This is a genomic window from Streptomyces sp. NPDC051555, assembly GCF_044454405.1.
Taxonomy (GTDB): Bacteria; Actinomycetota; Actinomycetes; order Streptomycetales; family Streptomycetaceae; genus Streptomyces.
On sequence record NZ_JBITDP010000007.1, the window covers coordinates 1 to 16478 of the forward strand.

The following is a 16478-nucleotide window of genomic DNA, read 5'->3' on the forward strand; positions in this document are numbered from 1 at the left end:
GCGGGGGGGGGGGGGGGGGGGGGGGGGGGGCCCCCCCCCGCCGGGGCCGGGCGCGGGGGGGGGGGGGGGGGGCGGGGCCCCCCCCCCCCCCCGCGCCGTCACTTCAAGGTGGCCGAGGTCAGACCGGCCTGGATCTGGCGCTGGAAGGACAGGTACACCACCAGCATCGGGATCATCGCGATGGTCACGCCGGCGAACAGCACCGGCAGGTCCGTCTCGTAGCCCATCTGGTACTGGAGCTGGATCAGGCCCTGGGTGAGCATGTAGCGCTCGGGGTCCGATCCGGACTGCGGCTGCATCAGCACGGCCGGCAGGATGTACTGGTTCCACTGGCCCAGGACATTGAATATTCCGACGGAGATCAGCCCGGGCTTGGCCATCGGCAGCATCACCTGGAAGAAGATCCGGGTGTCGGAGGCCCCGTCGATCACCGCCGCCTCGTGCACCGCGGTGGGCAGCGTGCGGAAGAACGAATGCATGAAGAAGACGGTGAAGGGCATCGAGTAGGCGACGTACACCAGGATCAGGCCCTGGTAGCTGTTGAGCATGTCGAGCCGCTTGACCATGAAGAACAGCGGTACGAGCGCCAGGAACACGGGGAACATCGCCCCGCTGACGAAGAAGTAGTAGATGAGCCGGTTGCCCCTGAAGGGGTAGCGGGCCAACACGTACGCCGCCATCGAGCCCAGCAGCATCGTCAGCGGGACCGAGAACACCATAACGATGACGGTGTTGCCGAAGTAGTCGCCGATGCCCTTGTCCCAGGCGCGGGAGAAGGCGTCGAAGTGCCAGTTGGTGGGCCAGCTCAGGGCCGAGCCGCCGATCTCGCTGTCGGTCTTGAAGGAACCGAGCGCCAGCCAGATCAGGGGCAGCACGATCAGTACGGCCCACACGGCGAGGAAGCCGTGCGAGAAGACGTTGAGCACCGCGCCCTCGGAGCCGCGGGGGACGTCGCTCCTGACCGGCGGCCGGGGGGCGGTCGGCTCGGCGGCGGGCTCCTCGGCCGGCTCTTCGGGTGCCTTGATCACTGTGGTCATGGGGGTCTCCCGCTCAGAACTCGATGCGCTCGCGGCGGGTGGCGCGCAGCGTGATGAGGGACAGGATCATGGTGAGGACCAGCATGACGACTCCCATGGCGCAGGCGTAGCCGCTCTTGCCGAAGTACAGGAAGTTGCGCATGAGGACCGTGGCCATGACCTCGCTGTGGTGGTCGGGGCCGCCGCCGAATTGGCCCGATGTCATCGTCGACACGAGGACGAACATGTCCATCGCGGCGATGCCGAGGTACACCGCCGAGGTCTGTACGGAGTCCCACAGCAGGGGCAGCGTGACCTTGATGAAGGTCTGGGCGCGCCCCGCGCCGTCGAGCAGCGCCGCCTCGTAGATGTCCTTGGGCACGGACTGCATCGCGGCCGAGAAGAGCACCAGGTAGAAGCCGACCCCGTGCCAGACGACCACGCCGAGCATGCACCAGAGCACCAGGTTGGGCTCGTTGAGCCACTCGATGGGGTGCTGCGGGTCGACCAGGCCGATCTTGGTCAGCAGGCCGTTGAGCAGGCCGCCCTCGTCACTGCGGTAGACCGCGCCGAAGAGCACGGCGAGGATCGCGAGGGAGAGGACCTGCGGGAAGAAGTAGACGATCTTGTAGAAGGCCGAGCCCCGGACGCCCCGGACACCACCGGCGCCGCTGCGCCCGCCCACGTTCACCATGAAGGCGAAGAAGAGGGACAGCAGGATGGTGATGACCGGGACGAACACCAGGAGCAGCAGGTTGTGCCACAGCGCGCCCCGGAAGACCTCGTCCTTCATCAGGGTCGAGTAGTTGTCCAGTCCGACGAAGTCGAACGTCGGTGACTGGCCCGACCAGTTGGTGAAGGAATATCCGAACGTCTGAATGTACGGCCAGATGACAAAGGTCAGATACAGCGCGAGCGGCAGGAGCAGGAAGCCGGCGATGAAGCCGACCTGCCCCTTGCCCCGGGCTACGTGACTCATGGTGTCCGTCCCTGATGGTTCCCCCAGCTACCGCTGGGTGGTGCCCCCGGCCGGGGGACCGGCCGGGGGCGATGGCGTCAGCTGCGGTGGTTGTTCTTGGCGTTGGGGTCCTTGGCCGCCTTGTCTACCGCAGCCTGGGCCCGCTTGATCCATTCCTTCGGCTGAATTCGCTTGGCCATCAGCTCATTGGACGCGGCCTGGATGTCGTTGTCCATCTGGCTGTACCAGTCCGGGTACAGGTAGGCGAAGGTGTTGGTGCCGGCCGCCTTGAGGGAGGTCACCGCGGACTGGGTGCCGGGACGCAGCTTGACGTTGGGGTCGACGCCGTCCTTGACCACGGTCAGGGAGTTGGCCTGCTGGGCGAAGAGGGTCGACCACTCGCGCGAGAGCATCGAGCGCAGGAACTCGAGGCCACCGGCCTTGTTCCCGGCCTTCTCCGGGACGATGAAGGGCTCGCCCGCACCGGCGCGGATGGCCTCGAAGGGCATCTTGCTGTCGGCCAGGACCGGCACCGGCAGGAACTTCATGTCGAAGTCCTCCGGGGTCTGCTTGAGCTGCTCGTTCTCCAGCCACGAGCCGGAGGGGATGAAGGCGGCCTTGTACTGGTTCCAGGCGGTCTGCGACTCCGTGTGGGTCAGACCGTTGGTGCCCGGCATCAGCAGGTCCTTCTCGACGACCTCGTAGACCGCCTCGACGGCGGCGAGGGCGGCCGGGTTGTCCGCGAAGGCGTTCGGCGCCAGGTTGTCGATCGCCTTGACGGCCTCGATGCCGCCCTTCTTGGCGATGAGGTCCATGATGACGACGTTGATGTAGTACGGGAACTTGCCCTGGTGGGCGAGGCCGCCGATGCCGGCCGCCTTGGCCTTGGCGCAGACGTCGAGGAACTCGTCCCACGTCTTGGGCTCGGCCCAGCCCTTCTCCTTGAAGAGCTTGCCCGAGTACCAGAGGCCGAAGAGCGTGTAGACGTAGTACAGGGCGACGAACTTGCCCTCCTGGGTGCCCTGTTCGACGGTGCCGGGGATCAGCATGTCCCGGACCTTCTTGCTCGGGTCGTCGAGTGAGGGCGCGTCGAGCACCTGGGTCAGATCGGCGAGCTGACCGCCCTTGGCCAGGACGTCGATCTTGATCTGCTGCGCGCCCGAGTCGTCGACGACGTCCGGCGGGTTGCCCCCGTTGAAGCGCGGCTGGAGCTTGGCGGTGATCTCCTGGGTGCCGAGGTGGGTGCTGGTGGTGCCCCACTTCTTGTCGAAGGCCGCTTCCCATGCCTTCGCGTAGTCGTCGCCGAAGCCGCCCTTGAAGACGACGATGTCCATCTTGCTGCCCTTGGCCACACCGAAGGGGTTGTCCTTCGAGGTGGGCGCCTTGGACGTGCTGTCCGAGGGCTTGTCGCTGCCACCGGAGGCACAGGCGGACAGGAAGCTCATCGTCGGCACGGCGATCAGACCCAGTGCCGCCGACCGCCGGATCAGGTCGCGGCGGCCGAGGCCCTCACCGTTGTTGTGCTCGCCCTGGGCGGAGATGGAACCCATGCTCATGTCCTCGCCTTCGTCAGAAGTGTGAAGGAGGCCGGAAGTCACGGCAGCTGCCGTGCATGCGGACAACACCGCAGGTCCCCGCCCGTCCCCCGGTCCGGCGCCGCGTGAGCCGCGGTAGTCCGGACGGGCACAGGTATAGTCCACTTCCGCTCGTGTGAGCAAGATCATGCACAGCATAGACCTTCGGCTTTTCCGAGTTGAGACCTCACCGTCACCTGGCCCGCCCGCCCGGAGGTGGTCCGGAACGACGAAAAGGGCCGTACCCCCTTAACGGGGATACGGCCCTTTGGTGCCGATGTGCTTAGTTGCGGATGAGGTTCCGCAGCACGTACTGCATGATGCCGCCGTTGCGGTAGTAGTCGGCCTCGCCCGGGGTGTCGATGCGGACGACCGCGTCGAACTCGACGCCGGTGTCGGTGGTGACCTTGACCGTGCGCGGGGTGGTGCCGTTGTTCAGTTCCTCGACGCCGGTGAAGGAGAAGGTCTCCTGGCCGGTGAGGCCGAGGGAGGTCGCCGTGACGCCCTCCGGGTACTGGAGCGGCAGGACGCCCATGCCGATCAGGTTGGAGCGGTGGATGCGCTCGTAGGACTCGGCGATGACGGCCTTGACGCCGAGCAGCGCGGTGCCCTTGGCGGCCCAGTCGCGGGACGAGCCCGAGCCGTACTCCTTGCCCGCCAGGATGACCAGCGGGATGCCGGCGGCCTGGTAGTTCTGCGAAGCGTCGTAGATGAACGCGACGGGGGCGCCCTCGACCGTGAAGTCGCGGGTGAAGCCGCCCTCGGTGCCCTCCGCGATCTGGTTGCGCAGGCGGATGTTGGCGAACGTACCGCGGATCATGACCTCGTGGTTGCCGCGGCGGGAACCGTACGAGTTGAAGTCGCGGCGCTCGACGCCGTGCTCGGTGAGGTACTTGCCGGCCGGGGTGTCGGCCTTGATCGCACCGGCCGGGGAGATGTGGTCGGTGGTGACCGAGTCGCCCAGCTTCGCCAGCACGCGGCCGCCGACGATGTCGGAGACCGGGGTGGTCTCCATCGTCATGCCGTCGAAGTAGGGGGGCTTGCGGACGTAGGTGGACTGCGGGTCCCACTCGAAGGTGTTGCCCGTCGGGATCTCCAGCGCCTGCCACTGCGCGTCGCCCGCGAAGACGTCCTGGTAGGACTTGCTGAACATGTCCTCGCCGATGGAGCTCGCGACGACGTCGTTGACCTCGGCCTCCGACGGCCAGATGTCCGCGAGGAAGACCGGCTTGCCGTCGAGGTCCGTGCCGAGGGCGTCCTTGGTGATGTCCACCTTCATGGAGCCCGCGATGGCGTACGCGACGACCAGCGGCGGCGACGCCAGGTAGTTCATCTTGACGTCGGGGTTGATGCGACCCTCGAAGTTGCGGTTGCCCGAGAGCACCGAGGTGACCGCGAGGTCGGCCTCGTTGATCGCCTTCGAGATCTCCTCGTCCAGCGGACCGGAGTTGCCGATGCAGGTGGTGCAGCCGTAGCCGACCAGGTTGAAGCCCAGCTTGTCCAGGTACGGGGTCAGGCCGGCCTTGTCGAAGTAGTCGGTGACGACCTTCGAGCCCGGGGCGAGGGTGGTCTTGACCCAGGGCTTCCGGCTCAGGCCCTTCTCGGCCGCCTTCTTCGCCACGAGCGCCGCGGCGACCATGACGTAGGGGTTCGAGGTGTTGGTGCACGAGGTGATCGCGGCGACGGTCACGGCGCCGTGGTCGATCTCGAAGGAGGTGCCGTCGGCGAGGGTGACCAGCGTGGGCTTGGTCGGTACGCCGTTCGTCGTGGCCGGGGAGTCGGAGGCCGGGAAGGACTCCTTGCCCGCCTCTTCGTCGTCGCTGACGTAGTTGCGCACGTCCTGCGCGAACTGCTGCGAAGCGTTGGCGAGGACGATGCGGTCCTGCGGGCGCTTCGGGCCGGCGATGGAGGGGACGACCGTGGAGAGGTCGAGCTCCAGCTTCTCGGAGAAGTCCGGCTCGGCGGCCGGGTCCAGCCACAGGCCCTGCTCCTTGGCGTACGCCTCGACGAGCGCGACCTGCTGGGCGTCGCGGCCGGTCAGGCGCAGGTACTTCAGGGTCTCGTCGTCGATCGGGAAGATCGCGGCGGTGGAACCGAACTCCGGCGACATGTTGCCGATGGTGGCGCGGTTCGCGAGCGAGGTGGCGGCGACGCCCTGGCCGTAGAACTCGACGAACTTGCCGACGACGCCGTGCTTGCGCAGCATCTCGGTGATCGTGAGCACCAGGTCGGTGGCGGTGGTGCCGGCCGGCAGCTCGCCGGTCAGCTTGAAGCCGACGACGCGCGGGATCAGCATGGAGACCGGCTGGCCGAGCATCGCGGCCTCGGCCTCGATGCCGCCGACGCCCCAGCCCAGCACGCCGAGGCCGTTGACCATGGTGGTGTGCGAGTCGGTGCCGACGAGGGTGTCGGGGTACGCCTGGCCGTTACGGACCATGACCGTGCGGGCCAGGTGCTCGATGTTGACCTGGTGGACGATGCCGGTGCCCGGGGGGACGACCTTGAAGTCGTCGAAGGCGGTCTGGCCCCAGCGCAGGAACTGGTAGCGCTCCTTGTTGCGGCCGTACTCCAGCTCGACGTTCTGCGCGAAGGCGTCCTTCGTGCCGAACTTGTCGGCGATGACCGAGTGGTCGATGACCATCTCGGCCGGGGAGAGCGGGTTGACCTTGGAGGCGTCGCCACCGAGGGCCTTCACGGCCTCGCGCATGGTGGCGAGGTCCACGACGCACGGCACACCGGTGAAGTCCTGCATGATCACGCGGGCCGGCGTGAACTGGATCTCCTCACTCGGCTGGGCCTGCGAGTCCCAGTTGCCGAGCGCCCGGATGTGGGCGGCGGTGATGTTCGCGCCGTCCTCGGTGCGGAGCAGGTTCTCCAGCAGCACCTTCAGGCTGTAAGGCAGGCGGGCGGAGCCCTCGACCTTGTCCAGCTTGAAGATTTCGTACGACTCGTCGCCCACCTGCAGCGTGCTGCGGGCGTCGAAGCTGTTCGCCGACACGACAGTCTCCTTCATGCATGAATTCGCGCGTTCTACCGCATCCTGCCGCGTGGCACTGTGGCCAATCCGCTAAGGTGAGGCTAAGTTAGGTAACCCTTACCGTTGCGGGGGCTGCGGCGCGCCTTCGGCAGTTATCTCGATGTCGAGATAACTCTAGTACATGTCCGGCCGCCGGGGCGAAGCACGCCCACCCGACCCGAGGGAAGTACGTCACGTTCCGGGGCGGGCCGGGGTCGGGGTGGGCGGGGTGCGGCTGGGCCGGTGACGCACAGGAGTGTCTCCTCGGCTCGCGGGCTCGGCCCGGTCGGACAGTGCGCCCGGCGGTGACCGCTCGTCCTTGCGGGGACACTCCTGCACGCCCCCGTCCCAGCCACACCCCGCACGGTGGTCCCCAGCAGCACACCCCGGGCGGCCGGACCACACACCCGCCCCCCGCGAGGGCGACCCCGCGTCAGGGTGGTGGCGTCGCGCCGGGGTGCGGTGTCCCCGCAAGGACGAGCGGTCACCGCTGGACGCACGCTCCGACCGGGCCGAGCCCGCGAGCCGAGGAGACGCCGCACCCCGGCGCGGCGCCACCGCCCTGACCCCCCGCCGACCCCGGCCAGGGACGCACACCCTCAGCCCCGCCGGCGTTTGAGGCGACGACCAACCCCCGTCCACTTTGTTCCGATATGGGAACACCAGGCTCCGGACACCCCGTCAGGCGACCCGGATGCCGCGCGCATCGGCGCACCTGACGGTCGGTGACACCCGTCTGCCACGCCCAACGCGAACCACATCTCATATGTGAGATACCGTGCCCCCATGGCAGACGACTACCTCGTACGCATCGGCAAGCTCATCCGTGACGCCCGGCAGCACCGCGGCTGGACACAGAGTCAGCTCGCCGATGCGCTCGGCACCAGCCAGAGCGCGGTGAACCGCATCGAGCGCGGCAACCAGAACATCAGCCTTGAGATGATCGCCCGAATCGGTGAGGCGCTCGACAGCGAGATCGTGTCGCTGGGTTACTCCGGACCGATGCACCTGCGGGTCGTCGGTGGCCGTCGCCTCTCCGGCGCCATCGACGTCAAGACCAGCAAGAACGCCTGCGTCGCCCTGCTCTGCGGCTCGCTGCTCAACAAGGGCCGCACGGTCCTGCGCCGCGTCGCCCGCATCGAAGAGGTGTACCGCCTCCTGGAGGTACTGAACTCCATCGGCGTGCGCACCCGCTGGATCAACGACGGCGTCGACCTCGAACTGATCCCGCCGGCCAAGCTCGACATGGACGCGATGGACGCCGACGCGGCCCGCCGGACCCGGAGCATCATCATGTTCCTGGGACCCCTGCTGCACCGGATGGACCACTTCAAGCTGCCCTACGCCGGCGGCTGCGACCTCGGCACCCGCACCATCGAGCCGCACATGATCGCCCTGCGGCGCTTCGGCCTGGACATCACCGCGACCGAAGGCATCTACCACGCCGAGGTCGAGGCCGGCGTCTCCCCCGGCCGCCCGATCGTGCTGACCGAGCGCGGGGACACGGTCACCGAGAACGCGCTGCTCGCCGCCGCCCGGCACGACGGCGTCACCGTCATCCGCAACGCCTCGTCCAACTACATGGTCCAGGACCTGTGCTTCTTCCTGGAGGCGCTGGGCGTCAAGGTCGAGGGCATCGGCACCACCACCCTGACCGTGCACGGCGTGCCGAACATCGACGTCGACGTCGACTACTCCCCCTCCGAGGACCCGGTCGAGGCGATGAGCCTGCTCGCCGCCGCCGTCGTCACGGAGTCGGAGCTGACGATCCGCCGGGTCCCGATCGAGTTCATGGAGATCGAGCTCGCGGTCCTGGAGGAGATGGGCCTCGACCACGACCGCTCGGCGGAGTACACGGCGGACAACGGCCGCACCCGCCTGATCGACCTGACGGTCCGCCCCTCCAAGCTGGAGGCGCCGATCGACAAGATCCACCCGATGCCCTTCCCCGGGCTGAACATCGACAACGTCCCCTTCTTCGCGGCCATCGCCGCCGTGGCCCAGGGCCAGACCCTGATCCACGACTGGGTGTACGACAACCGGGCCATCTACCTGACCGACCTCAACCGCCTCGGCGGCCGCCTCCAGCTCCTGGACCCGCACCGCGTCCTGGTCGAGGGCCCCACCCGCTGGCGCGCGGCCGAGATGATGTGCCCGCCCGCCCTGCGCCCCGCGGTGGTCGTCCTGCTCGCGATGATGGCGGCGGAGGGCACCTCGGTGCTGCGCAACGTCTACGTCATCAACCGAGGCTACGAAGAGCTCGCCGAGCGCCTCAACTCGGTCGGCGCCCAGATCGAGATCTTCCGCGACATCTAGCGGGAATTGGTGGAAGGCTCAACGGCTCCGACGAGGCCCCCTCGCTCCCTGCGGAGCGAGGGGGCCTCGTTGCTCGCCCTTCCCGTTCCGGCTGGCGCCGGCCCACGCCGAGGGAGACGATGTGAGTAGGAATGTCCGTGGGAGGAGGGCGATATGGCGCCCGCGAAAGAGGTCTACGGCGAAGCACCACGGCTGACGCCGAACATGTACGTGAGCAACGCAGACGTCCGACAGAGCACCTGGCACGAGAGTGCCTTCCTCGGTTCGCTGTTCACACAATCGATCATGGACGACTCCCAGTTCCTGTACGGCAGGGCGCAACGCGCGACGTTCGCCGGCATCGTCATGGACGGCAGCCGTCTCGTCGGGTGCTCGATGCGCGACGTCGTCATCGAGAACTGCGACCTCAGGGGCCTCATCATCGACGGGGTGCGGATCGGGGACCTGATCGCGTCGGAGAAAGGGGCGGATTGATGTCCACGCCGATGATCTTCATCCATCCCGAGCTGCGTCCGGACCTGTCCACGACGCACGAGGTCGAGCCGGTGGGCATCGAGGACGCCATCCGCGCCGCCGTGGCACGCGGAGAGCGGGTCGAGGACAAGCAGGACGGCGTGGAACGACGCTTCCTGATCGACAAGTCGACGGACTGCACCGGCAAGGAACAGTCCGAAGGGACCGGCAAGGAGACGTCCGACACGGGAAAGGAAGCCTGCGACGTCCAGTCCCAGGTCAATTACGGGGAGCTGGCGCCCGTGGCGGATTTCATCCGTCCGATCATCTAGCGCGCCGACGACGTGATCCTCCTCCTGGGGGCCGGGGCGGACGATCCGGCCGTGGCGGCCTTCGACGGCTATCTGACGCGTCATGCGGTACGGCACGCGGTCTGCTCCGACCTCGGACGGCTCGCCTTCGCACTGCGCGTCGATGCCGCCGGTCGGACGCGGGCCCGGCTCACGGTCCCCGGGCACGGCACGCTGCACGGCGACGAGGTGGGGGTGTTCGTACGGGATCCGTGGGCGCTCGCGCCGACGGGTGAGGACGGCGCGACCGGCGCCGACGCCCGCTTCGCGGCCGACGAGTACCGCGCCGCGCTGTGGGCCCTGTGCGCCCTGCTCCCCAAGGTCGTCAACCGGCCCGGCCCACGGGCGTGGCACGACGACCGGGCGCTGCGTCGGTGTCTGGACCGGTCGCTCCTGCTGCCCGAGTGCTGGACGAGCGATGCCCGGCGGCTGCTCGATCGGTGGGCCCTGTGCGCGTCGCCCGAGCTCCACGTCGAGGAGTTGCTGACCCACGAGCGACGGGTCGTGAAGGAGCCCGCCGGTCTCGGCTTCCGGGATAGGGATGGGGATGGGGATGCCGCGCATCTGCGGGCGCTCTTCGCGCCGTCGAGCGAGTACGTCATCGAGCTGTGCGTGGGACGCGAGTCGTTCACCGTCCTCAACGAACCCGGGATCGATGTCCGGGCGGAGTCCTACCGGAAGGTCGTGCGCGAGATCGCGGACGCCTTGCGGGAACGCGGCGTCCGCTTCTTCGCCGTCGCCCTGGTCGCCGACGACGAGCACCGGATGTCCGTGAGCCGCATCGTGTCCGCTCCCCCGTACTCCTGGTACCGGGGCGTGGCGGACCTGGTGCACGAACAGCTCCGGGCCGAGCTGGAGGAGGGTGTGCGATGACCGTCCTCATCATCGGGTCGCCCCATGACCGCACCATCGTGCACACGGTCCGCAGCGCACGGCACCAGCGCGTGCCCCACCTCTTCTTCGACCTCGTGCTCTTCCTGCGCGCGGGCAGCTACTGGTGGGACGTCGAGGGGCGCTGCGGACGGCTCGGCACCGGAACGCTGACGGTGGACCTGCCCGATGCCGACATCACCGGGATCTACGTGCGCCCGGTCGACGTCATCGACAGCTTCGGGAGCGGGGAGCGGCCGGCCGCCGCGGCGCGGCTGCGGGCGCTCACCGAGATCCTCGCGACGGTCGACGCCCTGGTCGTCAACCGCCCCGGCACCGACCTGAGCAACTGGACGAAGGCGTACCACCTCGCCCTGCTCAGCCGGTGCGGTTTCACCGTGCCGACGTCGCTGCTCACCAATGACGCGGACGAGGCGCGCGCCTTCCTGCGGGCCGTTCCCGATGCCGTCTTCAAGGGCGCCAGCGGCGAGAAGACGGTCGCCTCGGCCTGTGGCCCCGAACAGCTCGACGAGCTGGGCCTGCTGCCCCGCAGTCCCGTGCTGTTCCAGGAGCGGATCCGGGGTGCGGACGTCCGTACGCATCTGGTCGGCCGGGAGCACTTCTCCGAGCGGATCGACTGCGAAGGCGTCAACTACCAGTACTGTCCGGGCGCCAAGACGTTCACGCCGGCGCGGGCACCGCAGGACGTCGTCGAGCACTGCCGCGCGTACCAGGCCGCCAGTGGTCTGGCCTTCATCGGATTCGACTTCATGGTGGACGAGGACGACGGCTACACGGTCCTGGAGGCCAACCCGATGCCGGGCTACGACGGCTACGACCGGCGCTTGGGGCTGAGCGTCTCCCACGCCCTGCTCGACCTCTTGCGAGGAGCCTGAAGGACCGAACCCGGCGGTGGCCGCCGCTCCCCCGCTGTTCGAGTCACCGGTGGTGCGGTCGCCGGAGCGCTTCGAGACCACCGCCATCAGGGACCGGGCCGCGTCCGCGTCGGTGAAACCGGCGTCGCGCAGGACGCCGACGCAGGCATCGGCGAAGCCCAGGGTGTGCGGTCCGGTGGAGTGCGTACCGGCGAACACGCGGGCGGACAGGGCCTCAACACCGGGCTGCAGGACGCCGTGAACCTCGGCTGGAAGCTGGCGGCCGAGATCAACGGCTGGGCGCCGCCCGGACTGCTGGACGGCTACGGCGCCGAGCGCCGGCCGGTCGGCGCGGCGGTCATCGAGAACACCGAGGTCCGGACGCTGCTGGCGGAACTCGCGCTCGTCCCGCAGTACGCCCGGCCCGGCGCCGCGCTGCGGGGCATGCCCGACATCGACCTGGCCACCGTGGGATCGGCCGCCGCCCGGCTCTACGAGTTGACCGTCGGCGGCCGTTTCGTGCTGCTGGACTTCGTCGGGGAGCAGACCCTGCGGCTTGCCGTCGAGGCCGGATGGCGCGGACGCGTCGAGGCCGTGACCGTGTCCACGTCCGGGCGGGACGACCACCCGGAGACGGCGGGCACGGCCGAGGTGCTGGTGCGCCCCGACGGCCATGTCGCCTGGGCGAGCCGGACCGGCGCGACGGCCGAACGGCGGGCCGCGCGCACGCGGGCGCTGACCGCGTGGGCGGGCACGCCCGACGCGGGGCGCTGAGCCGCGCCTCCTCGCCGGCGGCGCGGGCGGTGGCCCCGCCCCGGGCCACCGCGGGAAGCGGACCGGGCTCAGCGCCAGGTCTGGTAGGCGCTCTTCTGCTCGTGGCTGCCGCACGGGAAGGTGCGCAGGCCCGCCTCGAAGCTGTCGTCCAGGCACAGGCCGGTGGCCTGGTTGCGGAACTCGACCGCGCCGTCGGCGTAGCGGTGGACGATCCAGCTCTCGTCCTTGTGCTTGTCGCAGGGCAGGTGCGTCGCGTTGCCCCGCGGGCTGTCCGCCAGGCAGAAGCCCGTCTTGACGTTCCTCAGTTCACGGGTGCCGTCCTTCCACTGGTGCACGTTCCACTTCTGGTGGTCGTTGCCCAGGCAGGTGTAGGTGCGCACGCCCGCGTCGCTGTCGTCCAGACAGGCCGCGGTCGCCGCGTTGCGGAAGCTCTGGACCGAATCGAGGGCGCCCGCGGGCGCCGCGGTGGCGGTCGACGCAATGGCGGTCGACGCAATGGCCGTCGACGCGGTGCCGAGGCCGAGGGTGAGGGCGAGACCGAGGGCGAAGGTGCGCGGGACACTCACCCTGGCCGTGCTGCTGGTGCTCATGGGGCTCCTTGGTCGTGGGGCGGGCGGGGTCAGCCCGTAATGTTGACGGGGCGGTAGGCGTGGTAGCCGTCGCGGCCGTTGACGCCGTAGGAGTGCTGCTTCCAGCGCGTACCGGCGCCGCCGCCCGCCTGCTCGTAGGACTTGTAGACGGTGTGGGCGCCGTTGGCCCAGCCGTCGAAGATGACGACGTGCCGGTTGTCCGCGCTGCTGCTGTTGGCCTTGATGACCAGGTCGCCGGGGGCGAGGTCCTTCATGGCGATCCGGCGGGTGTAGCCGTCGTTCTTGAGGGACACCGTGTTGGGGCCGGGCTTGGACAGGCCGAGGGCCATCGAGACGTAGCCGGAGCAGTCCTGCCGGTATCCGTCCTTCCAGTGCTTGGTCTGGCTGTACGGCACGGGGCGGCCGTTGTTGGCGGTCAGCCAGGTCTTGGCCCGGGCCAGGACCTGCGCCCGACTGATCCGGGGCGCCGCCCCGAGGCCCGGTGCGGCGACGTCCGTGGGGGTGGGGGCGGCGATGGCGACCGTCCGGTCCGGGGGCTCGGCCGCGGGGGCCGAGGGCGACGCCAGTACGAAGGAACCGACGCACACGGCCGCGGTCAACGCAGCGGTGCTCCAGCGACGGGTGGTGTTCTCGGACATCTCGGGACTCCGACTTCTCGTGGGGATTCACGCCGGTCCGCGTTCCGGGACGAGGGGGACGCACGGGAATCGCACGTCCCCACCGGGCGGCACGTCAGGGGTGCGGCGAAGGCACCGTCACGTGGCCGGGGGCTGCGGAACCGGATGCCGAGGAGTCTGCGGGGGTGCGTCGCGGCGTCGCAAGGATGTCCCGGTTGCTTCACGGATGTCGGGATCCCTAAGGTTCTGACCTGCTGGGACAGGACCATCCCGGGATGAGCGCGGCCCGCCGGGAGCAGCATCCGAGGCGCGGGCCAGGAGGGGCGGACATGACGGGCGTCGGCGGAGCGCAGCCCACCCCGGGGCAGCAGTTGGGCAGCGCCCTCAAGGAACTCCAGCAGCGGTCGGGCAAGACGCTGCGCGATCTGGAGTCCGAGGTGATGATCAGCGATTCGTCGCTGTCCCGGTACCTGCGCGGCACGACGGTTCCGCCCTGGGCCACGGTGCGCGATCTGTGCCGGGCGCTGCACGCGGATCCCGCGCTCTACCGGCAGTTGTGGGAGGCGGCCGACCGGTGCCAGGTCAAGGCTCCGCCCACGAGCGCCGCTCCACAGGGCGGCTCCCCCCGGCGCCGGCTGCGGGACGCGTTCGCCGCCCGGTCGGCGAACCGCTGGTGGTGGGCGGGGGCGGGGGCGCTCGCGGGCCTGCTGCTCGGCGCGGTCCTCACCTGGGTCGCCGTACCGAAGGACCCCGCGGCCGGGCGGCACACGGCGGCCGGGCCGACGGGGGCGACGTCGGGCGGCGACGAGAAGGCCGCCGGCGGGAGGGAGGCCGGCAAGAAGGACGCGGGCACCGCGCAGGGGCCGGACGACCAGATCCGGATCTTCGTCAACCGCGCGACCGGCAGTTGCCTGGACCACAGCCTCGACAAGGGGCTGCGCTCGTTCGCGCCCAACGGCATGAGTTACCAGCGGTGGACCGTCCACACCGGCCCCGACGGCGCCGGCGAACTGAAGAACCACGCCACCGGCGCATGCCTGGACGGCGGTGACGACGGCGCGGGCGACGGTGCCCGCGCGCTGTCCTGTAGCGGGTCAGCGTCGCAGAAGTGGTCGATCACCCACTGGTCCGACGCCTCGGTCGAGGTCAAGAGCCGCAGCACGGGACGGTGCCTGGGGGACGGGCCCGCCGGGCTGCTCACCGGATCCTGCGACCGCTCGGCCGCTCAACGCTGGGGCTGAGCGCCGGGGCTGAGCGCCGGGGCCGAGCGGTCATCCGCGTCGCCCGGCCGCCCCGTCGTCCCGGAGCACGGGGCGGCCGCCCGGGAAGTCGAGGCGGGAGACGTACAGGACGCGCCGTCGCGTGCCGTCCGGGCTCCAGCCGTGGAAGAGGATCCGGTCCCGCCCGTCGGGGCCCGTCACCACGTCCTGGCCGCCGGGGCCGCGTACCGCGCCACCGAAGGACTCGGTGGTCATGAGCGGGGCGTCCGCCTTCGTGTAAGGGCCGGCCAGCCGACTCGCCACCGCGTAACCGGTCTTGTAGTGGGGGCCGTCGTAGGAGTCCGCCGAGTAGAAGAGCACGTACCGGCCGCCCCGCTTCACGAGGGTGGGGGCCTCGACGAGCGCGCCCTCCCACGCGCGGTCCTGCCGGATCAGCCGGACCGCCTCGCCCGTGGTGCGGGTGCCGTCCGCGGACACGGGCTGGAGGTGGATCCAGGTGTCCGTCCCGCAGCAGTTGCCGTCGTTCTTCCACAGCAGGTAGCGCCGGCCGTGTTCCGTGTGGCTCGACGCGTCGATGGCTCCGCCCAGTTCGGCCGGGCAGACCAACGGGCCGTCCCCCACCGGTACGAACGGGCCGTCCGGGGAGGCGGAGAGCGCGGCCCCGATGCACTGGCGACCGCTCGCCCGGTCCCGGGCGGTGTAGTGGAGGGTGAAGCCGTGGCCGTTGTCGAAGACCTCGGGCGCCCAGACGAGCGAGCGCTCGGGCTCCGCCCAGCGCCCCGGTGCGGGCAGGGGGTCGGCGGCGACCATCGTCCAGTGCACGAGGTCCGGCGAGGTGGCGTGCTGGAGGTACTTGCCCTCGGCGTTCGTCGCGTAGGCGTGATAGGTACGGCCGACCTTCACGACGTCGGGGTCGGCGAAGTCCCGGTCGAGCACCGGTCCCGCCACCGCCGCGGCCCCCGCCATGGCCCCCGCCGGGGCCGCCGCGAGCCCTGCGACCACGGCCGCGGCCGCGGCGGCGGCCGCCGCTGCCGCGAGGAACCGTCCGGTCCTGTACCCGTCCCCGTACCTGTTCCTGCCCGCGCGCGTCATGCACCGTCCAACGAGGCGTCCGACGGCGGGTTGCGCGGCGGGGCGCGCGATGGATGCTGACGGGGCGTCTGGTGTCGGGGCAGATCGTGGAGATCGGCACGCGGGGGCAGGTGCTCGTCCTAACATGTGCACGCAGAGTGTGAGGCTTCAACTATTTGCGTGAGCCTCCGGTCTGCCGCACCTGCCAGCACACCACTCTGGAGTTCTCCTTGAGCACACCGCTCGCCGGCCGGATGACGGCCGCGAAGAAGCGCTGCATAGGCACCCTCACCGTGATCGCCGCCGTCCTGACGCTCGCCGCCTGCGATCCGGCGACCCCCGCGGGCACCTTGAGCACCGGTGCCCCGAGCAGCAGCGCCACGGCCAGTGCGAGCAATAGCCTCACCCCGATGTCGAGCCCGAGCACCGGCATCACCCCCGGATCCAGCCCCAGCACCGCGCCCACTCCCAGCGTCGCACCCAGCTCGGCCCCGCCCAGCACCAAGGCACCGGCCCCGGCCCCTCCGGCGCCCGTGCCCACGCGCACCCGCGCGCAGGCACCCGATCCGGACCCCGAGCCCACCAAGGCGACCACCGAGTGCTATCCCAGGTCGAACGCCGGCAACTGCTACAAGGCCGGCCAGATCTGCCGCAAGGCCGACGTCGGCAGCGCCGGTCGGGACGCGGCCGGTCGCGCGATCCACTGCCGTACCGACAGCAGCGTGGGCCAGCGCTGGGGCTACTGAACCCGAGCGGTGCAGGTCCCGGGCCGGCCCCG

The 16478-nt window shown here is 70.0% G+C and carries 14 protein-coding genes and 1 pseudogene; 8 read left to right on the forward strand and 7 right to left on the reverse strand.

The features are described from left to right. Positions 1 to 98: 98 nt before the first annotated feature. From ACIBEA_RS16715 to acnA, 4 genes are all read right to left on the reverse strand, one after another. On the reverse strand, positions 99 to 1037 hold the full coding sequence (locus tag ACIBEA_RS16715; protein WP_399261463.1) for a carbohydrate ABC transporter permease: 939 nt from the start codon (positions 1035 to 1037) through the stop codon (positions 99 to 101). A 13-nt stretch (positions 1038 to 1050) separates the two neighbouring features. Next, positions 1051 to 1995: a carbohydrate ABC transporter permease gene (locus ACIBEA_RS16720; RefSeq protein WP_399261465.1), complete on the reverse strand. Its 945-nt coding sequence runs from the start codon at positions 1993 to 1995 to the stop codon at positions 1051 to 1053. 77 nt (positions 1996 to 2072) lie between these two features. Then, complete coding sequence (ngcE, locus tag ACIBEA_RS16725; protein ID WP_399261931.1) at positions 2073 to 3524, reverse strand: N-acetylglucosamine/diacetylchitobiose ABC transporter substrate-binding protein; 1452 nt, start codon at positions 3522 to 3524, stop codon at positions 2073 to 2075. A 307-nt stretch (positions 3525 to 3831) separates the two neighbouring features. Then, entirely contained in the window at positions 3832 to 6546 is a 2715-nt protein-coding gene (acnA, locus tag ACIBEA_RS16730) for an aconitate hydratase AcnA (RefSeq protein ID WP_399261467.1), read from the reverse strand. 804 nt (positions 6547 to 7350) lie between these two features. Between acnA and ACIBEA_RS16735 the strand changes: the two genes are divergently transcribed. The 6 genes and pseudogenes from ACIBEA_RS16735 to ACIBEA_RS16760 form a co-directional block, all read left to right on the forward strand. Then, entirely contained in the window at positions 7351 to 8880 is a 1530-nt protein-coding gene (locus ACIBEA_RS16735) for a helix-turn-helix domain-containing protein (protein ID WP_399261469.1), read from the forward strand. A gap of 153 nt (positions 8881 to 9033) precedes the next feature. Then, positions 9034 to 9354 carry a pentapeptide repeat-containing protein gene (locus tag ACIBEA_RS16740; protein WP_399261471.1) on the forward strand — a complete coding sequence of 107 codons (321 nt, stop codon included), beginning with the start codon at positions 9034 to 9036 and terminating at the stop codon, positions 9352 to 9354. Next, entirely contained in the window at positions 9354 to 9665 is a 312-nt protein-coding gene (locus ACIBEA_RS16745) for a hypothetical protein (RefSeq protein WP_399261473.1), read from the forward strand. The genes ACIBEA_RS16740 and ACIBEA_RS16745 overlap by 1 nt, the downstream gene beginning before the upstream one ends. 12 nt (positions 9666 to 9677) lie before the next feature. Then, a complete protein-coding gene (locus ACIBEA_RS16750) occupies positions 9678 to 10556 on the forward strand; it encodes a hypothetical protein (RefSeq protein ID WP_399261475.1) in 879 nt (292 codons plus the stop codon). Next, the gene (locus ACIBEA_RS16755) at positions 10553 to 11449 is read left to right on the forward strand and encodes a RimK family alpha-L-glutamate ligase (RefSeq protein WP_399261477.1); all 897 of its coding nucleotides are present in this window, start codon (positions 10553 to 10555) and stop codon (positions 11447 to 11449) included. Before ACIBEA_RS16750 ends, ACIBEA_RS16755 begins: the two co-directional genes overlap by 4 nt. Before the next feature lie 198 nt (positions 11450 to 11647). Beyond that, a pseudogene (locus ACIBEA_RS16760) lies at positions 11648 to 12202 on the forward strand (FAD-dependent monooxygenase); the annotation flags it as partial. 68 nt (positions 12203 to 12270) lie between these two features. Here the strand turns inward: ACIBEA_RS16760 and ACIBEA_RS16765 are convergent. Both ACIBEA_RS16765 and ACIBEA_RS16770 read right to left on the reverse strand, forming a co-directional pair. Then, the gene (locus ACIBEA_RS16765; protein WP_399261479.1) at positions 12271 to 12792 is read right to left on the reverse strand and encodes an RICIN domain-containing protein; all 522 of its coding nucleotides are present in this window, start codon (positions 12790 to 12792) and stop codon (positions 12271 to 12273) included. Between the two features lie 29 nt (positions 12793 to 12821). Continuing rightward, the gene (locus ACIBEA_RS16770; protein ID WP_399261481.1) at positions 12822 to 13430 is read right to left on the reverse strand and encodes a hypothetical protein; all 609 of its coding nucleotides are present in this window, start codon (positions 13428 to 13430) and stop codon (positions 12822 to 12824) included. A gap of 308 nt (positions 13431 to 13738) precedes the next feature. On the opposite strand from ACIBEA_RS16770, the gene ACIBEA_RS16775 reads away from it, so the two are divergent. Then, the gene (locus ACIBEA_RS16775; protein ID WP_399261483.1) at positions 13739 to 14650 is read left to right on the forward strand and encodes a helix-turn-helix domain-containing protein; all 912 of its coding nucleotides are present in this window, start codon (positions 13739 to 13741) and stop codon (positions 14648 to 14650) included. Between the two features lie 30 nt (positions 14651 to 14680). Here the strand turns inward: ACIBEA_RS16775 and ACIBEA_RS16780 are convergent, their stop codons facing one another. Continuing rightward, complete coding sequence (locus ACIBEA_RS16780; protein ID WP_399261485.1) at positions 14681 to 15721, reverse strand: glycoside hydrolase family 43 protein; 1041 nt, start codon at positions 15719 to 15721, stop codon at positions 14681 to 14683. A 209-nt stretch (positions 15722 to 15930) separates the two neighbouring features. Here ACIBEA_RS16780 and ACIBEA_RS16785 point away from each other — a divergent pair, with 209 nt between their 5' ends. After that, positions 15931 to 16446, forward strand: coding sequence for a hypothetical protein (locus ACIBEA_RS16785; protein ID WP_399261487.1), 516 nt, complete (start codon positions 15931 to 15933; stop codon positions 16444 to 16446). Positions 16447 to 16478: the final 32 nt, after the last annotated feature.

What these genes read in the sequence shown, in the direction of transcription:
- ACIBEA_RS16715 (WP_399261463.1), bottom strand. Translation starts at nt 1,037, where the DNA reads ATGACCACAGTGATCAAGGCACCCGAAGAGCCGGCCGAGGAGCCCGCC.
- ACIBEA_RS16720 (WP_399261465.1), bottom strand. Translation starts at nt 1,995, where the DNA reads ATGAGTCACGTAGCCCGGGGCAAGGGGCAGGTCGGCTTCATCGCCGGC.
- ngcE (WP_399261931.1), bottom strand. Translation starts at nt 3,524, where the DNA reads ATGGGTTCCATCTCCGCCCAGGGCGAGCACAACAACGGTGAGGGCCTC.
- ACIBEA_RS16735 (WP_399261469.1), top strand. Translation starts at nt 7,351, where the DNA reads ATGGCAGACGACTACCTCGTACGCATCGGCAAGCTCATCCGTGACGCC.
- ACIBEA_RS16740 (WP_399261471.1), top strand. Translation starts at nt 9,034, where the DNA reads ATGGCGCCCGCGAAAGAGGTCTACGGCGAAGCACCACGGCTGACGCCG.
- ACIBEA_RS16745 (WP_399261473.1), top strand. Translation starts at nt 9,354, where the DNA reads ATGTCCACGCCGATGATCTTCATCCATCCCGAGCTGCGTCCGGACCTG.
- ACIBEA_RS16755 (WP_399261477.1), top strand. Translation starts at nt 10,553, where the DNA reads ATGACCGTCCTCATCATCGGGTCGCCCCATGACCGCACCATCGTGCAC.
- ACIBEA_RS16765 (WP_399261479.1), bottom strand. Translation starts at nt 12,792, where the DNA reads ATGAGCACCAGCAGCACGGCCAGGGTGAGTGTCCCGCGCACCTTCGCC.
- ACIBEA_RS16770 (WP_399261481.1), bottom strand. Translation starts at nt 13,430, where the DNA reads ATGTCCGAGAACACCACCCGTCGCTGGAGCACCGCTGCGTTGACCGCG.
- ACIBEA_RS16775 (WP_399261483.1), top strand. Translation starts at nt 13,739, where the DNA reads ATGACGGGCGTCGGCGGAGCGCAGCCCACCCCGGGGCAGCAGTTGGGC.
- ACIBEA_RS16780 (WP_399261485.1), bottom strand. Translation starts at nt 15,721, where the DNA reads ATGACGCGCGCGGGCAGGAACAGGTACGGGGACGGGTACAGGACCGGA.